This window comes from Usitatibacter rugosus, from assembly GCF_013003965.1.
Taxonomy (GTDB): domain Bacteria; phylum Pseudomonadota; class Gammaproteobacteria; order Burkholderiales; family Usitatibacteraceae; genus Usitatibacter; species Usitatibacter rugosus.
The window spans coordinates 935,731-956,426 of record NZ_CP053069.1 but is presented as its reverse complement, the minus strand read 5'-3'; the positions used below and the strand labels follow the sequence as shown (position 1 = coordinate 956,426).

The window sequence follows — 20,696 nt, the reverse complement described above, 5'->3', positions numbered from 1 at the left end:
TAGGGTCAGACCACCATTTCTTCCGCACCCGTGAAATGGTGGTCTGACCCTAATTCTTTCTAGCTCCGGTCTCCCCCCATTTCAGGAGCACCCTCACCCGGCGAAAGCCTTCGGCATCCGCCATGTCGGGGAGCACGACGAAGGTGCGGTCGAAGCGCGCTCCCTCCGGACGCCAGCGCACGATGGTGAGCCAAGGGGCCACGAACGAGCGCGGCTGCACGAGGCCGCTTCGGAAAGTGCCGCCGGCACGCACCGTGATGGCGCCCCAACGGTCGAGACGCATCCCGTGAACGCCCCAGCGGCTCCGGCGTGCGGCGACCGTGAGCAGCGCCTCGCCAGTGAGCCCCAGGACACCGGCCAGGGCGGCCCAATGCCACACGGGTGAAAGGGGCAATTGGAGGAGGACCGCGATCGTGCCGGTACCTGCGAGAACCAGCCCCAGGGCGGCAATGCGAGACGGTACGAGGCGAAGCTCGACCGCGTCGCTATACTTGAAGGAACCGGAAGCCGCATCCATCTCCATATCCCATGCCCGACACTCCACACCGCGCCACGATCACGGCCGAACTCACGCATAACGCGCTGCTCCGCGTTACGGGTGACGACGCGGCCGCGTTCCTGCACGGCCAGTTCACGAACGACGTGGAGGCGCTGCCCGTCGACGCGGCGCAGTGGAGCGGCTGGCTGACCGCGAAGGGCCGCATGCTCGCGAGCTTCCTGCTGGTGCGGCGCGCGGAGGATTTCCTGCTGATGCTTCCCACCGAGATCGTCGAGCCCGTGGCGAAGCGGTTGCGCATGTTCGTGCTGCGCTCGAAGGTGAAGATCGAGGACGTGACGGCGGCTCATGTGCGTTTCGGTGTTGCCGGAGAGGCTGCTCGCCCGGCGATCGCGTCATTCTTCGAAAGCGTGCCCGAGCCCATGCGCGTGACCCGGCGTGACGATGCGATCTGCGTCGCCCTCGAGGCGGAACGCTTCGTGGTGTTCGCTCCCGTTGCGATGGCCGATCGCGTTCGCGAAGCCCTCACGCAGGGCGGCGCCGCCGCTGGTGCCGAAGCGTGGGAGGCGGCGAACATCCGCGCCGGCGTACCGACCATCGTTGCCGCCACGCAGGAGGCGTTCGTCCCGCAGATGGTCAACTACGAGCTGATCGGCGGCGTGAGCTTCAAGAAGGGCTGCTATCCGGGGCAGGAGATCGTCGCCCGGATGCACTATCGCGGTGGACTGAAGCGGCGCATGGCGCTGGCGCACTTTGCTGCCGGCGAGGCACCGAAGCCCGGCGACGCACTCTTCAGCACCGCTTTTGGCGAGCAAGCCGCGGGCGAGATCGCGAACGTCGCCGCGGTACCCGAAGGTGGCTTCGACGCGCTGGTCGTCGCGCAACTGGAGAGCCTCGCCACCAACGATCTCCACTGGAAATCGCTCGACGGCCCGGCGGTAGAACTGAAGCCACTGCCATACGACGTCCCCAAATAAAGGGGTCAGACCACTTTATTCGATCGGTTCAACCGGGCTGTGGCCCGGCGACGATTGAATAAAGTGGTCTGACCCCTTTATTTGGTCGTTGCCCGCATGGCGATGTGCGGGATGCCGGCCTCCATGTACTCCTCGCCCTCGACGGCAAAGCCATGCCGCTCGTAGAAGGCTTTCGCATGGGACTGGGAGTGGAGGTAGACCTCCGGCATGCCGCGACGCTTCGCCTCCGCCATCAGCTCGGTCAGCATCGCGCCGCCGACGCCCGAGCCGCGCCAATCCTTCAGTACCGCCATGCGGCCGATGCGGCCGTCGGGCATGAGGCGGCCCGCACCGATGGGCTGGCCATCGAGGTCGCGTGCGAGGACGTGGACGCATTCCGCGTCGCGTCCGTCCCGCTCGATCTCCACGGGCACGGACTGCTCGTCGACGAAGACGGTGGTGCGGACGTCGGAGAGCATCACGCCCGAGTCGCTCCACGGGACGATCATGACGAAGTAGTCTGGATTCCCGCCCCCCGATTGAGACTCTCGGGGGCGGGCTCCGCGGGAAGGACGGGGGCGAGTGGCCATGTAGAATTCTAGCGTGACGCCTTCCCGCTCGACCCCGGTGGCCGCGCTCGTCGCGATGGTGCTGATCTGGGGCTACTCGTGGGTGGTCATGAAGATCGCCCTTCGCCACGCGCACCCCTTCGACTTCGCCGCCTGGCGCGTGGGCCTCGGCTCCGCGTTCCTGTTCCTCCTCGTGAAGCTCACCGGCCGCAAGCTCTTGCTGCCTCGCTACCGCATGGCGGTGCTGCTCGGCTGCACGCAGGTCGCGCTCTTCGTGGCGCTCTCGCACTTCGCTCTCCTCAAGGCCGGCCCGGGCAAGACCTCCGTGCTGGTCTTCACGATGCCGTTCTGGATGATCGTGTTCGCGCATTTCCTGATCGGCGAGCGGATGCGGGGCACGCAGTGGATCGCCGTAGCGATCGCCTTCGCGGGCCTCACGCTGATCGTCGCGCCGTGGGATCTCACCAGCGTGTACGGAAGCCTGCTTGCGGTCGCGGGGGGCGCGGTCTGGGCGATCTCGGCCGTGATGTCGAAACGCTGGCCCACGCCGGGGACCGATCCGCTCACGTTCACGGCCTGGCAATTGCTCTTCGGGGCGATCGTCCTCGCCGCGCTCGCCGCCACGACATCGGATCGGCCCATCGAGTGGACGCATGAATACATCTACGCCCTCGCCTTCTCGACGATCGCCGCAACGGCCATCGGCTGGTGGCTCTGGACCTACATCCTGCAGAACACCCCGGCCGGCATCGCGGGCCTCAACTCGCTCGGCATTCCGGTTGTCGCGGTCATGTCGTCGTGGGTGCAGCTCGGCGAGCGCCCGCCCGGGCTCGAGCTGGCGGGCATGCTGCTGATCGGTTTCGCGCTCGCCCTTCTCGCCTGGCTCAATCTCAGGAACGCCGCACGAACATGAACTGGAAGAAGACCTACGAAGCGATGTACGTCGCCCCGAGCCGCATCGTCGGCCAGGGGCTCTATGCCGGAACGTCCATCAAGGCGAAGGCGAAGATCGGCGAGTTCGAAGGCGAGCAGGTGAGCATCCGCGAGGCCCGGCGGCGCGCGAAGACGAAGGAGGTCATCGCCATCGTCGAATGCGGCCTCTACGCGCTGGACGCCACGGATTCGAAGCGCGGCTTCCGCTTCATCAACCACTCCTGCGATCCCAACACGTTCACGCGGGTCACCGACACGCGAGCCGAGTTCTACGCCCTGCGCGACATCCGCAAGGGCGAGGAGCTCACGGTGGACTACGAAGAGAGCCACCACAACGGGCAGCTCCCCTGCCAATGCGGCGCGAAGAACTGTCGCGGGAAGATCTGACTGGATTCCCGCCTTCGCGGGAATGACAACGCGTTAGAACGCCGGCTTCTTCTTCTGCGCCTTGTAGCGTTTCACGCCGTTCGTGATTTCCTTCTTCGCCTCCTCGGGCCCCAGCCAGCCTTCGACCTTCACCCACTTGCCGGGCTCGAGGTCCTTGTAGTGCGCGAAGAAGTGCTGGATCTGCGCCAGGGTCTCGGGCGCCAGGTCGCGGGGCGTCTCGACGCCCCGGTAGAGGGGCGTGAGCTTGTCGACCGGCACCGCGAGCAGCTTCGTGTCCACGCCCGCCTCGTCCGTCATCGCGAGCATGCCGACCGGCCGGCAGCGCACCACCACGCCCGGGTGCAGGGGAAACGGAGTGACCACCAACACGTCGACCGGATCGCCATCATCCGAGAGGGTGTGGGGGATGTACCCGTAGTTGCACGGGTAGTGCATGGCCGTGGAGACAAAGCGGTCCACGAACAGGGCCCCGCTCTCCTTGTCGACCTCGTACTTGATCGGATCGGCCTGGGCCGGGATCTCGATGATGACGTTGAAGTCGTTGGGGAGCTTCTTCCCGGAGGAAACGCGGTCGAGGGCCATGGGATTTTTTCCGTGTAATATTGGATCCAGCTTCTGAGGAGCATTATCCAAGTTCTCGATTTGACTGGCAAAAACAGTCTTTCACCCATGAACCGGACGCTTCCCCTCATCCTCACGCTGGACACCCACGGCGTGCCGCACCGCTGGATCACCTGGCAGCAAGCGGTTTGGTACTACGCAAAGGAACGCGTCGCCTGGGAGCTGGGCCAGCATGCCTTCACCGTGTATGGCGGACGCTCGCACATCACCGGTGAACGCTCCAGCATCACCTCCAATTCGATCATCGCGATCAAGGGCAAGGCGCTCGCCTTCAAGGGCTTCAACGCCATCCCGCCGCTGAACAATCGCGAGCTCTTCCATCGCGACCGTTCCATCTGCGGCTTCTGCGGCGGCCATTTCTCGCATTTCAAGCTGACCTGCGACCACATCCTGCCGATGTCGCGCGGCGGCCGCGACACGTGGATGAACGTCGTCACTGCGTGCCGCAACTGCAACCAGAAGAAGGGCAGCCGCACGCCGGAGGAAGCGCACATGCAGCTCCTCTACGCGCCCTACATCCCGAACCGCGCGGAATTCCTCATCCTGGCCAACCGCCGCATCCTCGTGGACCAGATGGAATTCCTGAAGCAGCACGTCTCGGCGAACTCGCGCCTGCACGGCCAATAGTGGCTCGCCCGGCCGCGGCCCGGGCGGCGCTCGGCCTCGTTCTCTCCGCAATCCTCCTGCCCGCGTGGGCGCAATTGCCCACGAGCCTCGGGCGCATCGTCGTGCGCAACGACAGCACCATCGCGCGGCGGGGCGAGGTCATCGAGATCTCGCTCGCGTCGCTGGGCCCCGCGATCAAGTCCGCGGACCTCGAGCGCGTGCATGTCATCGATGCATCGGGCAAGGACCTCCTCGTGCAGCCGATGGATCTCACCGGCGATCACCGCGATGACGCGATCGCCTTCCAGGCCGACGTCGCGGCGAAGGGAACGACCGAATACAGGATCACCCTGGGCGAGAAGCGCGCGTTCAAGCCGGAGGATTTCAGGGTCTACGGCCGCTTCGTGCGCGAGCGCTTCGACGACTTCGCCTGGGAGAACGACAAGGTCGCCTTCCGCATGTACGGCGAGGCGCTCGAGACCTGGGAGCAGGAGCCCCTCACCAGCAGCACCGTCGACGCGTGGGTGAAGAAGACGCCGCGGCTGGTGGTGGACCGCTGGTATCTCGCCGACGACTATCACCGCGACCATGGCGAGGGCGGCGACTTCTACTCGGCGGGCAAGTCACGCGGGTGCGGCGGCAGCGGCCTCTACGCGGGCGGGCGTCTCTACACCTCGAAGAACTTCCGCCGCTCGCGCGTCCTCTCGCGCGGACCGATCCGCCTGCTCTTCGAGCTGGACTACGAAGCATGGGATGTCGGCGGCGTGAAGGTGCGCGAGACCAAGCGGGTCAGCCTCGACGCGGGATCCAATTTCGTGAAGTTCGAAAGTCTCTACGCCACGCAGGATGGTGCTCCCCTGGCCGCCTCCGTCCAGTACGCCGCGGGTATCAAGAAGGCGAAGAGCGGAGCTTTCAGGATCGACGTCGCGGGCGGCGTGGTTCGCAGTTGGGAGACGCTCGACAGTTACGCTCAGGACGGCCACCTGGGCTGCGCGATCGTGATCGACCCTTCGCGCCTCGTTGCCACGCCCGAGGCGGACGGCAACGTGCTGCTCACCTTTCGCGGACCGTCGGCCTATTACGTCGGCACGGGCTGGGACCGCAGCGGCGACTTCCCCGGCGTCGCCGATTTCGACGCGTACGTGAACACGTTCGCGAAGAAGCTCGCGGCGCCGTTGCGAGTGGAAGTCATCGGCAATGAGAGGCAATAAAGCGGTCAGGACAACTTATTCGAAAAAAGAGGCGTACGAATAAGTTGTCCTGACCCGTTTATTGCTCCTAGTTTCCGTCCTTGGCGATTTCCTGCTTGATCCACTGCACGAATTCCTTCGCCTCGGGACGCGAGGCCGCGCCTTTCGAATAGATGGCGTGGAAGGCGCGCGAGATGCGCTGGCTCTTGCCGAAAAGGGCGACCAACCGCTTGTCGCGAAGGTCCTGCTGCAGCAACGACATTCGTCCCAGCGCCACGCCCTGCCCGTGCATTGCCGCGTGGATCACCTGGTCGTACTGGCCGAAGACGAGCGAGCCTTCGTGGGCGAGATCGGCGAGGCCGTGCGCCTCGAGCCAGCTCGGCCAGGAGATGAAGGGGAAGCGGCCGTTGGGGTCGTGCATGTGGAGCAGCACGTGGTGGCGCAGGTCCTCGGGCTTCGCGAGCGGCTGCTTCGCCGCACGATGCTCCTTGAGGTAAGCCGCACTGCAGACAGGCGCCACGTGATCGCCCATGAGCACGATCGCTCCCGGTGGCGCCGCTTCCGGCCGGCAGTCGCGTATCGCGAGGTCGATGCCCTCCCGCTCGATATCCACGACGTCCGTGCTCGCCGCCACGCGCACATCCACGTGCGGATGATCCTTCCGGAAGCGCGCCAGCCGCGGCACCAGCCACATCGACGCGAACGAGATCGTGGTGGTGACCGTGAGCAGGCGTCCCGACCGCGATTCACGGAGGCGCCGCGTCGAATCGCGAAGCTGCTCGAGGATCGGGCCCACCGTCCGGAAGTACGCCTGCCCCGCTTCCGTGAGCGCGAGCGCTTTATGCCGCCGCTCGAACAACGGCACGCCCAGGAACTCCTCCAGCGCGAGGATCTGCCGGCTCACGGCGGACTGCGTGAGGAAAAGCTCCGCCGCGGCCCGCGTGAACGACAGGTGGCGCGCGGCCGCCTCGAAGCCCACGAGGAGGTCCAGCGGAGGCAGCGCCCGGCCGTTTTTAGCCATTCCTAATCCTCATGCAGGGAATGCACCGAATTCGTTTGTCCCTATCCCGGTGCCTATGGAGAATGGCGTCCTGGGAGCGCCCCATTTTGCATGCGCCCCAGGAATCCCACAAGGAGCACCCATGGATCTCAGGACCGAATCGGCCGTACTGGAGCTGCAACCCGGGCAGGTGATCGCCCTCGACGACGCGCAAGGCACCAGCGTGCGTGCGCGCTGCGGCGCCCTCTGGCTCACCGAGGAAGGACAGACGCAGGACTTCGTCCTCGGCGCCGGCGAGCGACGCGTCATCGCCAGCCGCGGCCGCACCCTGATCCAGGCCATGCAGACCTCCTGGGTTTCCATCCGCCCCACGCAGTTCGCTTGAAGAAGAGGAACACCATGTACTACGCCAACACCCCCGAATACCGCACCTGGCGCGCCGAAGGGCTGCGCTGGATCGCGGGCCTGCTCCAGGACGCCGCCGACTCGATCGAACGCTCGCAGAGCGCGCACTATCTCGCCGACGAACGGGCTCCCGAGTACAAGCCCGTCGAGGAATTCCTGTACGACGCGCGCTTCCGCGTCCAGAACGGCTACTAGCCCCGCTCCAGCAGCATCGCGTCGCCGTAGCTGAAGAACCGATAGCGCTCGCGCACCGCGTGCGAGTAGGCGGCGCGAACGTTGTCCAGGCCCGCGAATGCGGACACCAGCATGAGCAGCGTCGACTTCGGCAGGTGGAAATTCGTGAGCAGCCGGTCGACGACCTTGAACTCGAAGCCGGGCGTGATGAAGATTCGCGTCTCGCTCCCCCCTCCGCGTAGCGGGCCTTCGGAGGCCCGCGCTTCGAGTGCTCGCAGCGTCGTGGTGCCCACCGCGATCACGCGACCGTTGTTCGCCCTGGCCTTCGCGATGGCCGTGACCGTCGCCTCCGGAATGCTGTACCACTCCGAATGCATCACGTGTGTCGCGACATCGTCGCCGCGCACCGGCTGGAACGTGCCCGCACCCACGTGCAGCGTCACGTGGCAGAGCGGGATGCCGCGCGATTTCAATCCCTCCAGTGTCGCCGTGTCGAAGTGCAGCCCCGCCGTCGGCGCGGCCACTGCGCCCGGCTCCCTCGCATACACCGTCTGGTAGCGCGATTCGTCCGCGGCATCGGGCTTGTGCGTGATGTACGGCGGCAGCGGCACTTCACCGTGCGCCGCGAGCTGATCGAGCACCGTCGCGCCGCCTTCGAAGCGCAGCTCGTAGAGATCGTCCTTCCGCCCCAGCACCTCCGCTTCGATGCCGCCGGTGAGCACGAGCTTGCGTCCCGCCTTGGGTGTCTTGCTCGCCCGCACGTGGGCCAGGGCGCGATGCTCATCCAGAACGCGCTCGACCAGCACCTCCACCTCGCCACCCGTGTCCTTGTGGCCGCGAAGGCGCGCCTTGATCACCTTGGTGTCGTTGAAGACGAGGATGTCCTGCGGCCCGACGAGGCGCGAGAAATCGTGGAAAGCGAGGTCTTCGAGCGTGCCGGTACGGCCGTCGAGGTGCAGCAAGCGGCTCGCGGAACGATCCGCGGCCGGATGCTGGGCGATCAATTCGGAGGGAAGGTCGTAATCGAAGTCGGCGAGGCGCACCGAACGATTATAATTTGACCTCTTCGCCTGCCCCTCGTCCTGAGGGGCAAGCCCAAAGCCGGGATGGCGGAATTGGTAGACGCACGGGACTCAAAATCCCGCGGTGGCAACATCGTGCGGGTTCGATTCCCGCTCCCGGCACCACATCAAACGCAGGCGACCTGCGTCGGCTGGACGGTGAGAGCGCCCAGGCATTCGAGAGACAGGCTGCCCAGCTTGGAGACTTCATCCGCATCGGCGGCTAAGGCTACTGGGGTTCGATGCGATCGTGCGACTCGCCCGCAGGCGCTATTCCTAAGGGAGTCTGTTGCCTAAACACATTGGAGGCGATCTCTTGGAAAACCTCCGACCGCCTCCTTTCGAAAGCGCGCCGAGAGCGCACCAGATCGACGGTGCAGATGGTCAGGGCGAGTGCCGAAATCATCTGAGCCATTGCCTCCGGTACATCTGCCCTGTCCGCGAGGTAACTGATCGCGAGTTGGGGGAGAAAAAGTAGCAGGCCCAACACCAGAATGACGGTGCCGAGCATGATAAAAGCCAGGCTCACGGCAAAGGCCGTTCCAATTGGCACCAGCAGCGCCAGCTGCACGTAGTGCCAGATCAGTTGCTTTCGTGTTGCAGCCTTTGGTGGAGACCACCAGTCCAGAAGGTCTTCCTCCGTGTGCTCCATGTTGGGTGCCTTCTCCATTGTTCGGCGCTACTTGAACAGGAGAAGCACCAGGACTGCCGCGATGGCCCACAATGCGTTCCGCGCACTTGCGAGGTCCTCGCCGTAGTTGTGCGGTGGCGTGAATGGCTCGGTCACTGCGGCCCCGTCATTCCGCTTGGAATCGCTGGCAAGAGGAGGCGGTGGGTTCCATATGGCGGTCGAATAGCTGAGGTTCCCGGTGGTCGCGGTCGTCGATACGTCGGCCTTCCCGTCTTCGCTTGGCCTCAAGTAGGAAATGATCCCTTTCGCGCTGGGAGCAGCGTAAGGGTCATTCGTGTAGAAACTAACGGAACTCAGGCTCAGAAACATCGAGCGAAGACGTTCGCTCTCGATGGTGGTGGCCAACTTCTCGAACTCCTCCGGAGTCACGAGCACTGTGGCCCACCATTCGTCCTTGTAGCCGATCTCCCAATCATGGACGCTGAATCCAATATTCACATTAAGTGGCTTAGCTCCGCCAAGAAGTGTACGCGGCTGCTCTTGCTCGGGCAGCTTCCGATTCCGTTGCTCCTCGACATCTCGCTCAAACTCTCCGCTATCGATAGCCAGGAAAGACACGTCGATACTCATGCCCGCACTCCACTCGTGCCCGATGACCTGGAATGCCCCTCCGTCTTCGAAAGCGAATGTTCCGCGAATGTAAGCAGTCGTCACGGGGAGAATCTTCTCGCCCAGGCCGGAATATCCTTGGACAACCCTAAGGTCTTGAGCCACCAAATAGGCGGACCGATACGTTCGCTCGAACTTGGTTTCCTTACCGTTTGGCTCCATTAGGAGGAGAGCGCCGCGCGAGTCGCAGTTCACCTTAACGATGCGATCCGAGTTCTCCATTCTGCGAGGCACTAAAACTTCTGCGCGCTGCGCTTGCAACTACCCTGCATCGCGCGGGGGTTTTGCTGCGTTCCAATCGCGACGGCACCACTCACGCGACTGATCAGAACCGTGTACCCCTTGCGATTGCTAGGGAACTCAATTGCTGCCGCGTTAATCTTCGCGGGCTGCGGTGCAGCCCCGTCGATTGAGATGGTCTGGGTTGCCTCATCGAAGATGAGGGTGAACTTCTCTACTTTGATTCCCTTAAAGCTGTACGCCGTCCCCATCTGGTAGCTGCAAGCCAATGCAACCTGGGCTTCAGCCTCAACGGCGCCGATTGCCAAGAGAGCAAACAGAGTCGCGCTGCCAATCTTCATGCGCACCTCCCGTCGGTTTCGCCGATCTGTGGCAGAAGAATACGCCTCTGAGGGCGCAGCCGTTGTGGCGCCAATCCTACCTGCGTATGTAGGGGCAGCGCGCACGCGTTGATCGAGGTGTATCCTGATCCGACAACAAGCCGTCAAGGAGCCCGCCATGCGCACACGCACTCTCATTGCCGCCTTCGGCCTGGCGCTTGCCGCCGGCGCCTCCCAAGCGCAGACCTGCCAGGTGATCGGACAGATCACGTACTGCAACAACCCGGACGGCACCTCAAGCACCAGCCAGAGGATCGGCAACCAGGTGTACACGAACCGCTCTGACGGCTCGAGCTCCACCGCTCAGCAAATCGGCAACCAGACTTACATCAACCGATCGGATGGTTCCTCCGCGACGGTTCAGCGCATCGGCAACCAGACGTACCAGAACAACTCCAATGGCACCCAAGTCACGGGCCAGCGGATCGGCAACCAGACCTACTACACGATGCCCGACGGCCGTCAGGTGACCTGCCAAACGATCGGGAGCCAGCGCTACTGCAACTAGGTGCGTTGACTGGATTTGGCAGAACAGGGGCGCTTCGGCGCCCCTGTTCTTTCGGGGTCTCGATCAGTTGGCGTCGTCGCTTGCGCGCGGGGGCTGACTCCGAGACCGGCCTGCAAGCGGGAGTGGCACTGCGCGTTCAGCGGCCCTTTGCTGTTCGAGCCATCAGTTACCACGGAGTAGGATTTGCCACACAAGTCGGGCAATGGAGGCAAATTGTGACGATGGGCGACGGCTTATTTCTCTCCACTGTCGTTGTGGCGATCTTGCTTTTGTATAGGTGGACGCGTGACCGCTGGCGCTGGCGTCGCATCGCCGCATGGTTCGCGGCGAGCCTTGTCCTCATTGCCGGGACCCTGACGATTACTCTCATTGGATACGAGAAATTCAAGGACCGCCCGACGCCGCAAACCATGTATAGCGGCCTGTCTCCGGGGATGTCGCCCAAGGAAGTGCTCTACATCAAGGGCTATCCTGACAACGTTTATCTCACCGGGACCGACAATTGGACGGAGGTCATCCGTACCGACGCAATCCCGAAGGACAAGACGATTCACAACTATGCGGAATGGTCATTCTCAGAGAATCCTCGCATTGAGGTGGACTTCGCCGGAGAGCCCAAGATAGTTACTAGGATCAGGTGCTATTCCGGCGATCGTCTTTGTCCGCCGGTGGTAGGCCTTTCAACCGGCGTTTCAGAGGAGACAGTGATAGCGCACTTGGGAGCGCCGGCGACGGCGAGCATCGAAGGCGCTACAAAGACGCTGGACTATCCCGATTTGAACCTACAGCTCTGGTTCACCAAGCAACGCCTCTACATGGTCGCTGTAAAAGCGCCTCCCGCCCGGAGTGCAAGACGTCCTAACGGTTGACCGACGGCGGGTATCGAAGCCCACAAGGGGTAGATTTGGGGGTATGCGTGCCAACCCTTCGTCCGAGGGAAGCGGCGCGGTGCTGTGGTTCCCGCTCCCGGCACCACTTACGACGCTTGCGGACTGAGCAGCAGTCTGCACCGAAACTCCCAGCAGGTATGCGCTTCAGCTCGGACCTTCGGCGCTAGAGAGCCTTTCGGTAAGGTCGATCCCAATCAATTTGCCCGCAACGAATACCCGATCAATGCCTTCGATGCTTGCGTTGTCTCTGGGCATCACGTCAATGAGACGGCTGCTATCTGACGTCGTGTCGGCTCGCAACAGTTCCACGTTTGCTCCAAGTATCGGCCAGAGAAGGCTGACCAGTGAGCTGTGCTCCTCGCCCTCCTGGGCTGGAGGGAGGTTAGCGCAGATCACCCCGCATAAGCGGCCGCCCTCCGTAAACACAGGCCCGCCGCTCATCGCATCATCGAATCTGTTGTTTGTTCTGAAGCACGGGAACGGCGCCAGTAGACGATCTCGCCCACCGAGATGGTGTTCCTTGACCTCTCCCACACTCGTACGGGCGTCTCTCGTTATTAGGGTGTTGCCGTCGACGTCCTGAGTCGCAATGCCGGCATAGCCGAAGGCAAACACTCGCTCTCCTATTTTCGGTGGAAGCAGCGTCCATCGCGGAAATCCCGTCGGAAGCCACTCCGCCTCTCCAAGTCGAAGGCGAAGTACGGCCACGTCGGTCTGTTCCTGGGCAAAAAACATGTCAATCAGAAACTGTCTGACCTCTCCTCCAACGTGCTGGCACCCGTAAAGACGAAAGTCGCCCTCGACTTCGCCTTCGCCGGTCGTTCGCAAACCATAGGCCTGCTTGCATGCCGCCATCACGTGCCCAGCAGTGAGCGCCAAGCCTCGACCAATGAGTGTGGCCGTGCCCATGCAATGGGCGACACCCTCATGAATAGTCACAAGCTGGAGGACGAACGGGCCAATGCTTTGAGTCGGATCAGTTGGGTGGAATCCCGGTGGATCGTCTCTAGCCACTCTTGGCCCCACTCTCTCTTGAGCACGCGTTGGCGATCAAGAACTACCAAAACAGCCGGTTGAGGTGCAATCTGGTTCCAAGCAGCTGAACTAGCGAGGCATCATTGTCTTCGAATCGACTCTGGACAACCCCCGCCAGAAAGTCCGCGAATTGCACCCCTTTTGAGTTTTGACTATCGCATGGCTGCGTGTTGAGCTTTGTATTCGCCTTTTTCGTGAACCAAAGCTCCGTCTGCAAATAGTCATGCAGACTGTTGCCGCTTTCAACCTTGATTGATCGCGGATCAGGAACAAGGGTCACAACATCATTGGTTGCCATTCGGTCTAGCAGCGCCAACTTGATCATGTAGTTATAGAGTTTGTTCGAGTCTTTACGGATGTGTTCGAGCACGTTCTGTTTGTTGACTACGATCGCGTGAAGCCCAATCTCCGGATATGCATCACACATCGCACGCGTTTGCTCGACAAAGTAGCGTCGATCATTGGGGGCAAGATCTACCCATTTCAGCTCTTTGCTGGCGGGCCGTTTGGCGTGTTCATAGACCTTCTTGACCACGCGCTTTGGCCGATGTTTGTGTTCTACCGGCGTACAAAGGGCTGAAATGGTCAGAAAGCGGCTAGAACCTCCGTTTCGATAGGGCGCAGAGAACGTCCATCCCAGGTCACCGCTTTCATCGAGATAGATTATTGACGAAGGCATATGTCAGCTTCCCAAGGAAAAGGGGCCCCACATGGGGGCCCCTTTGAATGACTGGATGGACCCTAGGGCCGGCACGCTTACAGCGTGCTTACGATACCCTTTCAGGCGTCGCGGATTGCCTAGGAGTTACCCATCCACCGACATTATGGAGGCAATCCAACGCGCCTTCAATAGCAGCTCTCCTACAAACCGCTACCGCCGCTGAAACTCAAGCAACTCGTCCAATCGCTCGGACGGAATTGCCATCAGAACAGAGTCATTCTCGTCGAGGCGTTCAACCAGCCTCCGGCAGCTATCGGTCATGCTCCGATCGCCAATGCCACCCGCAACCCCTGACACAAAGAAATCATGCAGTGCCATCCGCAGCCCGACTAGGCGAACTATTGCGGCCTCTCGCGATATGGCAAACCGGGACATGACCTCGGCGACAATATCGTTCTTCATTGGCTCTTCATCGCTTCCCGTGCCAACAATGAAGCCGAGATTTAGGCTCACGTTACCTGTTGCCGTGTCATTGAGGGCGTCGGATTTAACGCCGGACAGAATCGTCCGGGCGTGTTTCGGGATTACCGGCCCGGCGACCATGCCCTGGATTCTGTCGATGGCCAGATCCGTGGGGCGCACTTTTTTCATGTCATATCCTTCGCTTTTGTGGGGATCCGAACGGCTCTGCGCGTGCGCGCGGCCGGCATGGGGCCACCCGAATCAAAGGCCACCCACAAACTTCTCAGCCGCTTAGCAACGGCCTTGGTTTTCAGCTCATCCCATTTGGGACATTCGACTGGCGCACGATCCTCACCTTCGAGGCCCAGCCTTTGGGCCAAGAGCGCCAACTCCTCATTTCTATTTTCTACACTACGCAGCCAATCCACGAAACGGCTTATCTGAATTAGCGCAAGTTCCTTGCCTGTACTTTCGTTTTGATCCACCACGCGCGCGACCAGGGCATCGTGAACATCAGTACCTTCGCTCAGCGAACAAGGTGCATCTAATTCGATCTTTCCTTTTCGAACCCTCGAACGAACGACGCTCTTCGCCCTATTGTCAGCAACTCGAAAGGACCAGCGGAAAAGACCCTCACCAATCGATAAGCCGAGGCGCGTCGGAGCATTCCACTGCTCTAACCGATCTCTCAGAAAGTCCGCCAGTTCGCTAGTCTCTATTCCTGACAAGCGATACCGAAGGGCGATTCGCTTGGCGACATCCTCTAGGGGAGCAAATAGATCAGGTAGGGAGGCGCGGACTAGGTCGCCCAAGAGAACCTTGGCGAGACGATCCCATCGTTCATAGGTCACTGCGCGCTCCCGCCGGGTTAGCTGGCTCATGGTCATATGAGACTAACGCCGGAGAGGGTACCGGAGCGACGTAAGGCAGGTAAATTTAGTCGCCAACGCCCGGCGTACCGTTTCCGGCGTTGGACTCTTCAGGGAATGCCCAGCAGGCCCAGCCCCTCCCAAGTCGGATCAGCGGGGCGAAACGGACAAGGCCATGGCTCCCTGTCTTGACATCACTTACGACGCGAGCGCGGACTTCCGTTTCGGCAGGCCCAGGTGCGCGGCGACATCGGCCGAGTTCGAGCCGACGATCGCGACGGCTTGCTGGAGCACTTCGAGCGTGACGCCCCAGCGCGTGGTCCAGTACAGCGCCGTGCCGGGCAAGCTGAGGTCCAGAAAGATCGGGGAATCGTTGCGGCCTTTGGGGGCACGCGCGGCGCGGTCGGGCGTAATCGCCACCGCAGGGGTGGTCAGTTCGGCAGCAGTCATGTCGGTCCTCTGTTGTTTGGGGACTCCTGCGAACGGCCGGAGGGCCGAGCGCAAGGGAAGCGTGACACCCCTTCGCAAACAAGGATGTAGGTGCGCACCTACGAAGGTTACGGTTGCAAGATGGCCCGTGAACCACCTGTGAACCACCTCACAGGCCGTGCGGACGTCGCCCCCTACGATCCGCAGATGGCCAAATTCAACGTCCTTGCTTCCGTCGTCCCCACTCGCCTGGGCGGCTATCTCGTCATGGTCGCGACGGCGCCGCGCACGGCCTGGCCGTTGAGCGGAGAGCTCGACGAGGTGACCGCGGCGAAGAAGGACGAAGCCGAGTCCGTCTGCCGCACGATGATCGACACGGCCATCGCGAAGATCGAAGGCCGCGGCGACGAGGTGTCCGGGATCATCGGCCCGTACTGGCCCGTGCACGACTGAGGTCTCCCGTACACTAGCGGCCATCCTTAAAGGGGAGGCCGCATGCGCAAGGTCCTGCTCATCTTCAGCGAGCTCACCGACGGCGACGTCGAGTGGCTCTCGACTGCCGGCGACCGGATCCACCTCGAGAAGGGTGCGGTGCTGATCGGCAACAACGTGCGCGTCGACAGCATCTACTTCGTGCTCGACGGCCGGCTCGCGATCAAGACCGCGAAGGGCGACGTGATCCGCCTGCTCGAATCCGGCGAGGTGATCGGCGAGATGTCGCTCGTCGATCCGGCGCCCACCGTCGTCTCCGTGGAGATCGACGCCGATGCGACGCTGCTGCGCATTCCCGATTCGAAAGTGCGCGCCAAGCTCGCGTCCGATACGGCTTTCGCCGCGCGCTTCTATCGCGCGCTCTGCGTGTTCCTCGCCGACCGCATGCGCAACACGACGCTGCGCATGGGCTACGGCACGGGCGCCCTCGACAAGCACTCCGCGGACGAGCTGAACGACGACCTGCTCGACACCGTCCACCTGGCGGGTGCGCGCTTCGACCGCATGCTGAAGCGCCTCGCGGGCTAGAGCCATGGCCCGCGACAAGAGCCCCCTGTACCGCGACGCGGCGCTGGCGCGCCTCGCATCCCCCGAGAAGCTCGATGCACGCCTGCAGCTCCTCGGTTATCCGCGCAGCGTGTTGCTCGCCCTCGCGGTGCTGCTCGCCGGCACCGCCGCCTTTGCCGCATGGCTGCTGACGGCTCGCTGAACACCGCGATCCGTCGCGTCCCGGCGGTTCTCCAGCTCGAAAGCGTCGAATGCGGCGCGGCCGCGCTGGCCATGGTGCTTGCGCATCACGGCCGCTGGGTGCCGCTCGAAGTGCTGCGCGTGGCCTGCGGTGTTTCTCGCGACGGCAGCAAGGCGGGCAACATCCTGCGCGCGGCTCGCACGTTCGGATTGATCGCGCGCGGCTTCAAGAAGGAACCGAGGGATCTCGCCGAGCTGCCCTTCCCGTCGATCCTGTTCTGGAACTTCAACCACTTCGTCGTGCTCGAGGGCTTCGAGGACGGCCAGGCGTGGATCAGCGACCCGGCGCTCGGCCGCCGCAAGGTTGGTTCCGAGGAGTTCGACTCCGCGTTCACGGGCGTCGTGCTCACGTTCGAGCGCGGACCCGAGTTCCAGCCGGGCGGGGACAAGCCCTCCATCATGCGATCCCTCGCGCAGTACCTCGAGGGCATGCACCCGTCCATCGCATTCGCGATCGTGCTGGGCGTGCTGCTGGTCCCTCCCGGATTGCTGTTGCCGTGGTTCATGGGCCGCTTCGTCGACGAGGTGCTGGTCGGGAAGATGGGCGGCGTTGCGGGGCCGCTCCTGATCGGCCTCGGGTTGGCAGCCCTCGCCCGCTCCGCGCTGCTCTGGATCCAGGCGCACTTGTTGATGGATACGTACGGGCGCGCCGCGGCGCAGGCCTCGCGCCGCTTCGTGGGCCACGCGCTCTCGCTGCCGATGGAGTTCTTCGTGCAGCGCTCGCCGGGCGAGATCGCCTCGCGCGTGGATCTCAACGAGCGCGTGGCCGAGACGATCTCCAACGACCTCGCTCACCTGGCGCTGAGCCTGCTCACCGCGAGCTTCTATCTCATCCTCATGGTGCAGCTCGAGGCCGGTCTCGCGATCATCGTCGTGGCATGCCTCGCGCTCGAGCTCTTCGTCTGGCGCGTGCTCGCCGAGCGCACCGCGGAGATCTCGCGGCAGCTCTCCACGCGCGCGGGCAAGCTTGCGGGCGCGGCCTCGGGTGCGCTCGCCAACATCGAGGGCATCAAGGCCGCCGGACTCGAGCCCGTGCTCTTCGCCCGCTGGATGGGCTTGCAGGTGCAGCTCTCGAATGCCACGGTGCAGGCTCAGCGGCTGTCGCTCACGCTGGGCCAGGTGCCGGGACTGCTCTCGCTCGTCGCGTACCTCGCGGTGCTGGGGCTCGGATCGCTGCGCATCATCGAAGGGACGTTCACGGTCGGCAACCTCGTGGCCTTCCAGGTCCTGCTCGCGGGTTTCACGGCGCCGGTGCACGCGCTCTTCGCGGCCACGCAGCACATGCAGACGCTGACCGGCGACCTCGCGCGCCTGGACGACGTGCTGCACTACAAGGGCGACGCGAAGGTCACGATGACGCGGCCAAAGCAGGAGGCGCCCCTGGAGAAAGCCGCGACGCTCGAATTCCGCGGCGTCACCTTCGGCTACAACCGTGGGGAGCCGCCGCTGGTCGAGGATTTCTCGCTCACGCTGAAGGCCGGGCAGCGGGTCGCACTGGTGGGCGCTTCCGGATGCGGCAAGTCGACGCTGGGTCGCCTCGCCGTCGGCCTCTACTCACCGTGGCAAGGGGAAGTCCTCTTCGACGGCAAACCTCGCTCGGAATGGGACCGCGTCGCGCTCGCCCGCTCGGTTGCGTACGTGGACCAGGACGTCGTTCTCTTCCAGGGCAGCGTGCGGGACAACCTCGCGCTGTGGGATCCGCGCATCGGCGAGGACGCGATCCGCGAAGCGCTTCGCGACGCAGCCCTGGAACAGGAAATCCTCGGACGCCCCGGTGCGCTCGAGGCTCCGCTGCAGGAAGGCGCGCGCAATCTCAGCGGCGGCCAACGCCAGCGGCTGGAGATCGCTCGCGCCCTCGCCGCCTCGCCCTCCATCCTCATCCTCGATGAAGCGACGAGTGCCCTCGACCCGCTGACCGAAGCCACGGTCGACGCGAGCCTCAAGCGCCGCGGCATCGCCTGCCTCGTGATCGCTCACCGCCTCTCGACCGTGCGAGCCGCCGACGAGATCGTCGTGCTCGACACGGGCCGCGTCGTGGAACGCGGCCGCCACGAGGACCTCGTGAAGATTCCCGACGGGCGCTATGCCGCACTGGTGGCGATGGACGCCGTGTCATGAGCCACGATCCCGGGCTCTCGCTTCGCTCGACGACGCTGCCCGCGGCGCTGCGCCTGCTGGAGACGGCGATCGGCATCCGCTTCGAAGCGTCGCCCGAGCTCTCCAGCGCGGTCGATCCCTGGGATGCGGTCGAAGAGACCGCGGCCGGCGCGGGCCTGCTCGCGCGGCGCGTGATCCTCGACGGCCGCTGGTGGGAGGGCGCGGGCCTGCCGATGCTGGCTCGCGTGGCCGAGCGCCGCAGCAAGGCGCGCGCCACCGACCCCGATGTGACGCGCTCACCCGCAGGCACGGGCTGGGTCGCGCTCGTTCCGCATCCGGTCTCCGGCTACCGGATGTATGCGGCCGACTCGAAAGATGAAGTGGAGTGGGTGGTCGATGAAGCGACGGCCGCGCGCCTCTCGCCCTTCGCGTACACGTTCCATCGCCGCTTCGAGCGCCGCGCCCTCGGCACGATCGACGTGCTGCGCTTCGCGTGGCGCCACAACCGCGCCGACGCGAGCACGGTGATCGCCACGGGCGTCGCCGCCGCGCTGGTGGGGCTTCTCACGCCGATCGCGACCGGCTTCCTCATCGACCGCGCGATTCCCACAGCGGCGCTCGGCCTGGTGGGCCAGCTCATCGCCGGGCTCGCGGGCGCGGGTCTCGCGCTCGTCGGGCTCGAGGTGTTGCGTTCGCTCGCGGTGCAGCGCTTCGAAGCGCGCACGACCATCGCCGTGCAGGCCGCGATGCTCGATCGCGTGATCGCCGCGCCGGCCACGTTCTTCCGCGCCTTCGCGAGCGGGGACCTGGCGCTGCGCATGTCCGCGGCCAACGCGGTGCAGCGCTCCATCGCGGGTGCGGCGATCGGCACGATCGTCACCGGGCTCTTCCTGCTCGCCAACACCGCGCTGCTCTTCAAGTACAGCGGCACGCTCGCGGCCGCGTCGGTCGTGCTCATCCTCGCGGCGATCGCGATTCCCGCCGCGGTCGGGCTCCTGCGCCTGAGGTTGGGACGCACGATCGAGGCCCTCGATGGAAAGCTCAATGGCCTCAGCGTCGAATACCTCACCGGCGTTGCGAAGCTGCGCGCCGCGGCGGCGGAATCGCGCGCCTACGACAACTACTTCGTGGACTACGAGACGCTGCGGGCGCTGAACCGGCGCAGCACCAAGCTCGCGAACCTCGAGATGGTGGCGTTGAGCCTGCTCTTTCCGGCCTCGGCGATCCTCCTCTACGACCTCGCGTGGCGCCTCGACATCGGAGCGTTGCGCGGGACCGCGCTGACGACAGGGCAGTTCATCGCATTCCAGGCCGCGCTCTTCGCGGTGCTGGGCGCCGTGCATTCGCTCGTCGGTACCTGGATGGCGGTGCTGCGCCTGAAGCCCTTGTGGGAACGCGCGCGCCCGATCCTCGCGACCGTGCCCGAGAACGACACGGCACGCGGACAGCGCCACGAGCCGCAGGGCCACATCCACCTGCAGGGGATTTCGTTCGCCTATCCCGGCGGCGCGGAAGTGCTGCGCGGCGTCGACCTCGAGATCCGGCCCGGCGAGTTCGTCGCGATCGTCGGCGCGAGCGGATCGGGCAAATCCACGCTGATCCGGCTGCTGCTGGGGTTCGAAGCGCCGGCGCAAGGCCGCGTGCTCTACGACGGGAAAGATCTCGCGACGCTGGACGTGCGCAGGCTTCGCCGCGGCATCGGCACCGTCCTGCAAAGCGGCACGCTGTGGGCCGGCGACCTCTTCACCAACATCGCGGGTGCGGCGAACCTCGACGTGGAGAGCGCGTGGGAAGCGGCGCGCCTCGCCGGCATCGCCGCCGAGATCGAGGCGATGCCGATGGGTCTCTATACGCTGGTGGGCGAGGGACTCTCGACCATCTCCGGCGGGCAACGCCAGCGCGTGATGCTGGCGCGCGCGCTGGCGACGAAGCCGCGCGTGCTGCTGCTGGACGAAGCGACGAGCGCGCTCGACAACGTGGCGCAGGCCGCGGTGCTGGAATCGCTACGGGGATTGGCGGCGACCCGGATCGTCGTCGCGCATCGGCTGAACACCGTGCGCAATGCCGACCGCATCGTGGTGCTCGACGGCGGGCGGATCGCCCAGTCCGGGACTTACGCGGAGCTGGCCGCGGTTCCCGGACACTTCCAGTCGATGCTCTCCACGCAAGGGGCCTGAGCGGCCCCCAC

Annotated in this window: 27 protein-coding genes and 1 tRNA gene; 15 read left to right on the top strand and 13 right to left on the bottom strand. The window is 64.2% G+C overall.

Annotation, left to right across the window (positions count from 1 at the left end):
- Positions 1–49 precede the first annotated feature (49 nt).
- Entirely contained in the window at positions 50–517 is a 468-nt protein-coding gene (locus DSM104443_RS04880; protein ID WP_171090000.1) for a protein YgfX, read from the bottom strand.
- Between the two features lie 11 nt (positions 518–528).
- Between DSM104443_RS04880 and ygfZ the strand changes: the two genes are divergently transcribed.
- Complete coding sequence (gene ygfZ, locus DSM104443_RS04875) at positions 529–1,473, top strand: CAF17-like 4Fe-4S cluster assembly/insertion protein YgfZ (protein ID WP_171089998.1); 945 nt, start codon at positions 529–531, stop codon at positions 1,471–1,473.
- Positions 1,474–1,550: 77 nt separating this feature from the next.
- Here ygfZ and DSM104443_RS04870 read toward each other — a convergent pair whose 3' ends face one another.
- A complete protein-coding gene (locus DSM104443_RS04870) occupies positions 1,551–1,961 on the bottom strand; it encodes a GNAT family N-acetyltransferase (RefSeq protein ID WP_171089996.1) in 411 nt (136 codons plus the stop codon).
- Between the two features lie 94 nt (positions 1,962–2,055).
- On the opposite strand from DSM104443_RS04870, the gene DSM104443_RS04865 reads away from it, so the two are divergent.
- Entirely contained in the window at positions 2,056–2,934 is an 879-nt protein-coding gene (locus tag DSM104443_RS04865; protein ID WP_171089994.1) for a DMT family transporter, read from the top strand.
- Positions 2,931–3,341 (top strand): SET domain-containing protein, encoded by a 411-nt coding sequence (locus DSM104443_RS04860; protein WP_171089992.1) that lies wholly within the window; start codon positions 2,931–2,933, stop codon positions 3,339–3,341. The genes DSM104443_RS04865 and DSM104443_RS04860 overlap by 4 nt, the downstream gene beginning before the upstream one ends.
- 33 nt (positions 3,342–3,374) lie before the next feature.
- Here the strand turns inward: DSM104443_RS04860 and ppa are convergent, their stop codons facing one another.
- Positions 3,375–3,923: an inorganic diphosphatase gene (gene ppa, locus DSM104443_RS04855; protein WP_171089990.1), complete on the bottom strand. Its 549-nt coding sequence runs from the start codon at positions 3,921–3,923 to the stop codon at positions 3,375–3,377.
- An 87-nt stretch (positions 3,924–4,010) separates the two neighbouring features.
- On the opposite strand from ppa, the gene DSM104443_RS04850 reads away from it, so the two are divergent.
- Positions 4,011–4,589, top strand: coding sequence for an HNH endonuclease (locus DSM104443_RS04850; protein WP_171089988.1), 579 nt, complete (start codon positions 4,011–4,013; stop codon positions 4,587–4,589).
- Positions 4,589–5,779, top strand: coding sequence for a DUF4861 family protein (locus tag DSM104443_RS04845; RefSeq protein WP_171089985.1), 1,191 nt, complete (start codon positions 4,589–4,591; stop codon positions 5,777–5,779). Before DSM104443_RS04850 ends, DSM104443_RS04845 begins: the two co-directional genes overlap by 1 nt.
- 67 nt (positions 5,780–5,846) lie before the next feature.
- Here DSM104443_RS04845 and gcvA read toward each other — a convergent pair whose 3' ends face one another.
- Entirely contained in the window at positions 5,847–6,779 is a 933-nt protein-coding gene (gene gcvA, locus DSM104443_RS04840; RefSeq protein WP_171089984.1) for a transcriptional regulator GcvA, read from the bottom strand.
- Positions 6,780–6,900: 121 nt separating this feature from the next.
- Here gcvA and DSM104443_RS04835 point away from each other — a divergent pair, with 121 nt between their 5' ends.
- Together DSM104443_RS04835 and DSM104443_RS04830 are read left to right on the top strand one after the other, a co-directional pair.
- Entirely contained in the window at positions 6,901–7,143 is a 243-nt protein-coding gene (locus DSM104443_RS04835; RefSeq protein ID WP_171089981.1) for a DUF2917 domain-containing protein, read from the top strand.
- On the top strand, positions 7,140–7,358 hold the full coding sequence (locus DSM104443_RS04830; protein WP_171089978.1) for a hypothetical protein: 219 nt from the start codon (positions 7,140–7,142) through the stop codon (positions 7,356–7,358). The genes DSM104443_RS04835 and DSM104443_RS04830 overlap by 4 nt, the downstream gene beginning before the upstream one ends.
- Here the strand turns inward: DSM104443_RS04830 and queA are convergent.
- Complete coding sequence (gene queA, locus DSM104443_RS04825; protein WP_171089976.1) at positions 7,355–8,380, bottom strand: tRNA preQ1(34) S-adenosylmethionine ribosyltransferase-isomerase QueA; 1,026 nt, start codon at positions 8,378–8,380, stop codon at positions 7,355–7,357. The two genes, DSM104443_RS04830 and queA, sit on opposite strands and share 4 nt — an antisense overlap.
- Before the next feature lie 57 nt (positions 8,381–8,437).
- Between queA and DSM104443_RS04820 the strand changes: the two genes are divergently transcribed.
- Positions 8,438–8,524, top strand: a tRNA-Leu gene (locus tag DSM104443_RS04820).
- Between the two features lie 103 nt (positions 8,525–8,627).
- Here DSM104443_RS04820 and DSM104443_RS04815 read toward each other — a convergent pair.
- Genes DSM104443_RS04815 through DSM104443_RS04805 form a run of 3 tightly spaced genes read right to left on the bottom strand, consistent with a single transcriptional unit; the run spans position 8,628 to position 10,279 of the window.
- Complete coding sequence (locus DSM104443_RS04815) at positions 8,628–9,050, bottom strand: hypothetical protein (RefSeq protein WP_171089974.1); 423 nt, start codon at positions 9,048–9,050, stop codon at positions 8,628–8,630.
- Between the two features lie 27 nt (positions 9,051–9,077).
- Entirely contained in the window at positions 9,078–9,893 is an 816-nt protein-coding gene (locus DSM104443_RS04810) for a hypothetical protein (RefSeq protein WP_212756945.1), read from the bottom strand.
- A gap of 38 nt (positions 9,894–9,931) precedes the next feature.
- Entirely contained in the window at positions 9,932–10,279 is a 348-nt protein-coding gene (locus DSM104443_RS04805; protein ID WP_171089970.1) for a hypothetical protein, read from the bottom strand.
- A gap of 157 nt (positions 10,280–10,436) precedes the next feature.
- Here DSM104443_RS04805 and DSM104443_RS04800 point away from each other — a divergent pair, with 157 nt between their 5' ends.
- Complete coding sequence (locus DSM104443_RS04800; RefSeq protein ID WP_171089968.1) at positions 10,437–10,826, top strand: hypothetical protein; 390 nt, start codon at positions 10,437–10,439, stop codon at positions 10,824–10,826.
- Positions 10,827–11,041: 215 nt separating this feature from the next.
- On the top strand, positions 11,042–11,695 hold the full coding sequence (locus DSM104443_RS04795; RefSeq protein WP_171089966.1) for a hypothetical protein: 654 nt from the start codon (positions 11,042–11,044) through the stop codon (positions 11,693–11,695).
- A gap of 165 nt (positions 11,696–11,860) precedes the next feature.
- Here the strand turns inward: DSM104443_RS04795 and DSM104443_RS04790 are convergent, their stop codons facing one another.
- The 5 genes from DSM104443_RS04790 to DSM104443_RS04770 all read right to left on the bottom strand — a co-directional run bounded on the left by DSM104443_RS04790 (position 11,861) and on the right by DSM104443_RS04770 (position 15,193).
- Positions 11,861–12,625 (bottom strand): S1 family peptidase, encoded by a 765-nt coding sequence (locus DSM104443_RS04790; protein WP_171089964.1) that lies wholly within the window; start codon positions 12,623–12,625, stop codon positions 11,861–11,863.
- A gap of 148 nt (positions 12,626–12,773) precedes the next feature.
- Positions 12,774–13,430: a DUF3800 domain-containing protein gene (locus DSM104443_RS04785; protein WP_171089961.1), complete on the bottom strand. Its 657-nt coding sequence runs from the start codon at positions 13,428–13,430 to the stop codon at positions 12,774–12,776.
- A 192-nt stretch (positions 13,431–13,622) separates the two neighbouring features.
- Complete coding sequence (locus tag DSM104443_RS04780; RefSeq protein ID WP_171089960.1) at positions 13,623–14,063, bottom strand: hypothetical protein; 441 nt, start codon at positions 14,061–14,063, stop codon at positions 13,623–13,625.
- Complete coding sequence (locus DSM104443_RS04775) at positions 14,060–14,755, bottom strand: hypothetical protein (protein WP_171089958.1); 696 nt, start codon at positions 14,753–14,755, stop codon at positions 14,060–14,062. Before DSM104443_RS04775 ends, DSM104443_RS04780 begins: the two co-directional genes overlap by 4 nt.
- 186 nt (positions 14,756–14,941) lie before the next feature.
- Complete coding sequence (locus DSM104443_RS04770) at positions 14,942–15,193, bottom strand: DUF3606 domain-containing protein (RefSeq protein ID WP_171089956.1); 252 nt, start codon at positions 15,191–15,193, stop codon at positions 14,942–14,944.
- 186 nt (positions 15,194–15,379) lie between these two features.
- Between DSM104443_RS04770 and DSM104443_RS04765 the strand changes: the two genes are divergently transcribed.
- Genes DSM104443_RS04765 through DSM104443_RS04745 form a run of 5 tightly spaced genes read left to right on the top strand, consistent with a single transcriptional unit; the run spans position 15,380 to position 20,685 of the window.
- Positions 15,380–15,625 (top strand): hypothetical protein, encoded by a 246-nt coding sequence (locus DSM104443_RS04765; protein WP_171089954.1) that lies wholly within the window; start codon positions 15,380–15,382, stop codon positions 15,623–15,625.
- A gap of 42 nt (positions 15,626–15,667) precedes the next feature.
- Complete coding sequence (locus DSM104443_RS04760; RefSeq protein WP_171089952.1) at positions 15,668–16,192, top strand: cyclic nucleotide-binding domain-containing protein; 525 nt, start codon at positions 15,668–15,670, stop codon at positions 16,190–16,192.
- Positions 16,193–16,196: 4 nt separating this feature from the next.
- Positions 16,197–16,373 (top strand): hypothetical protein, encoded by a 177-nt coding sequence (locus tag DSM104443_RS04755; RefSeq protein ID WP_171089950.1) that lies wholly within the window; start codon positions 16,197–16,199, stop codon positions 16,371–16,373.
- Positions 16,352–18,529 carry an NHLP family bacteriocin export ABC transporter peptidase/permease/ATPase subunit gene (locus DSM104443_RS04750; RefSeq protein WP_171089947.1) on the top strand — a complete coding sequence of 726 codons (2,178 nt, stop codon included), beginning with the start codon at positions 16,352–16,354 and terminating at the stop codon, positions 18,527–18,529. The genes DSM104443_RS04755 and DSM104443_RS04750 overlap by 22 nt, the downstream gene beginning before the upstream one ends.
- A complete protein-coding gene (locus DSM104443_RS04745) occupies positions 18,526–20,685 on the top strand; it encodes an ATP-binding cassette domain-containing protein (RefSeq protein ID WP_171089946.1) in 2,160 nt (719 codons plus the stop codon). Before DSM104443_RS04750 ends, DSM104443_RS04745 begins: the two co-directional genes overlap by 4 nt.
- Positions 20,686–20,696 lie beyond the last annotated feature (11 nt).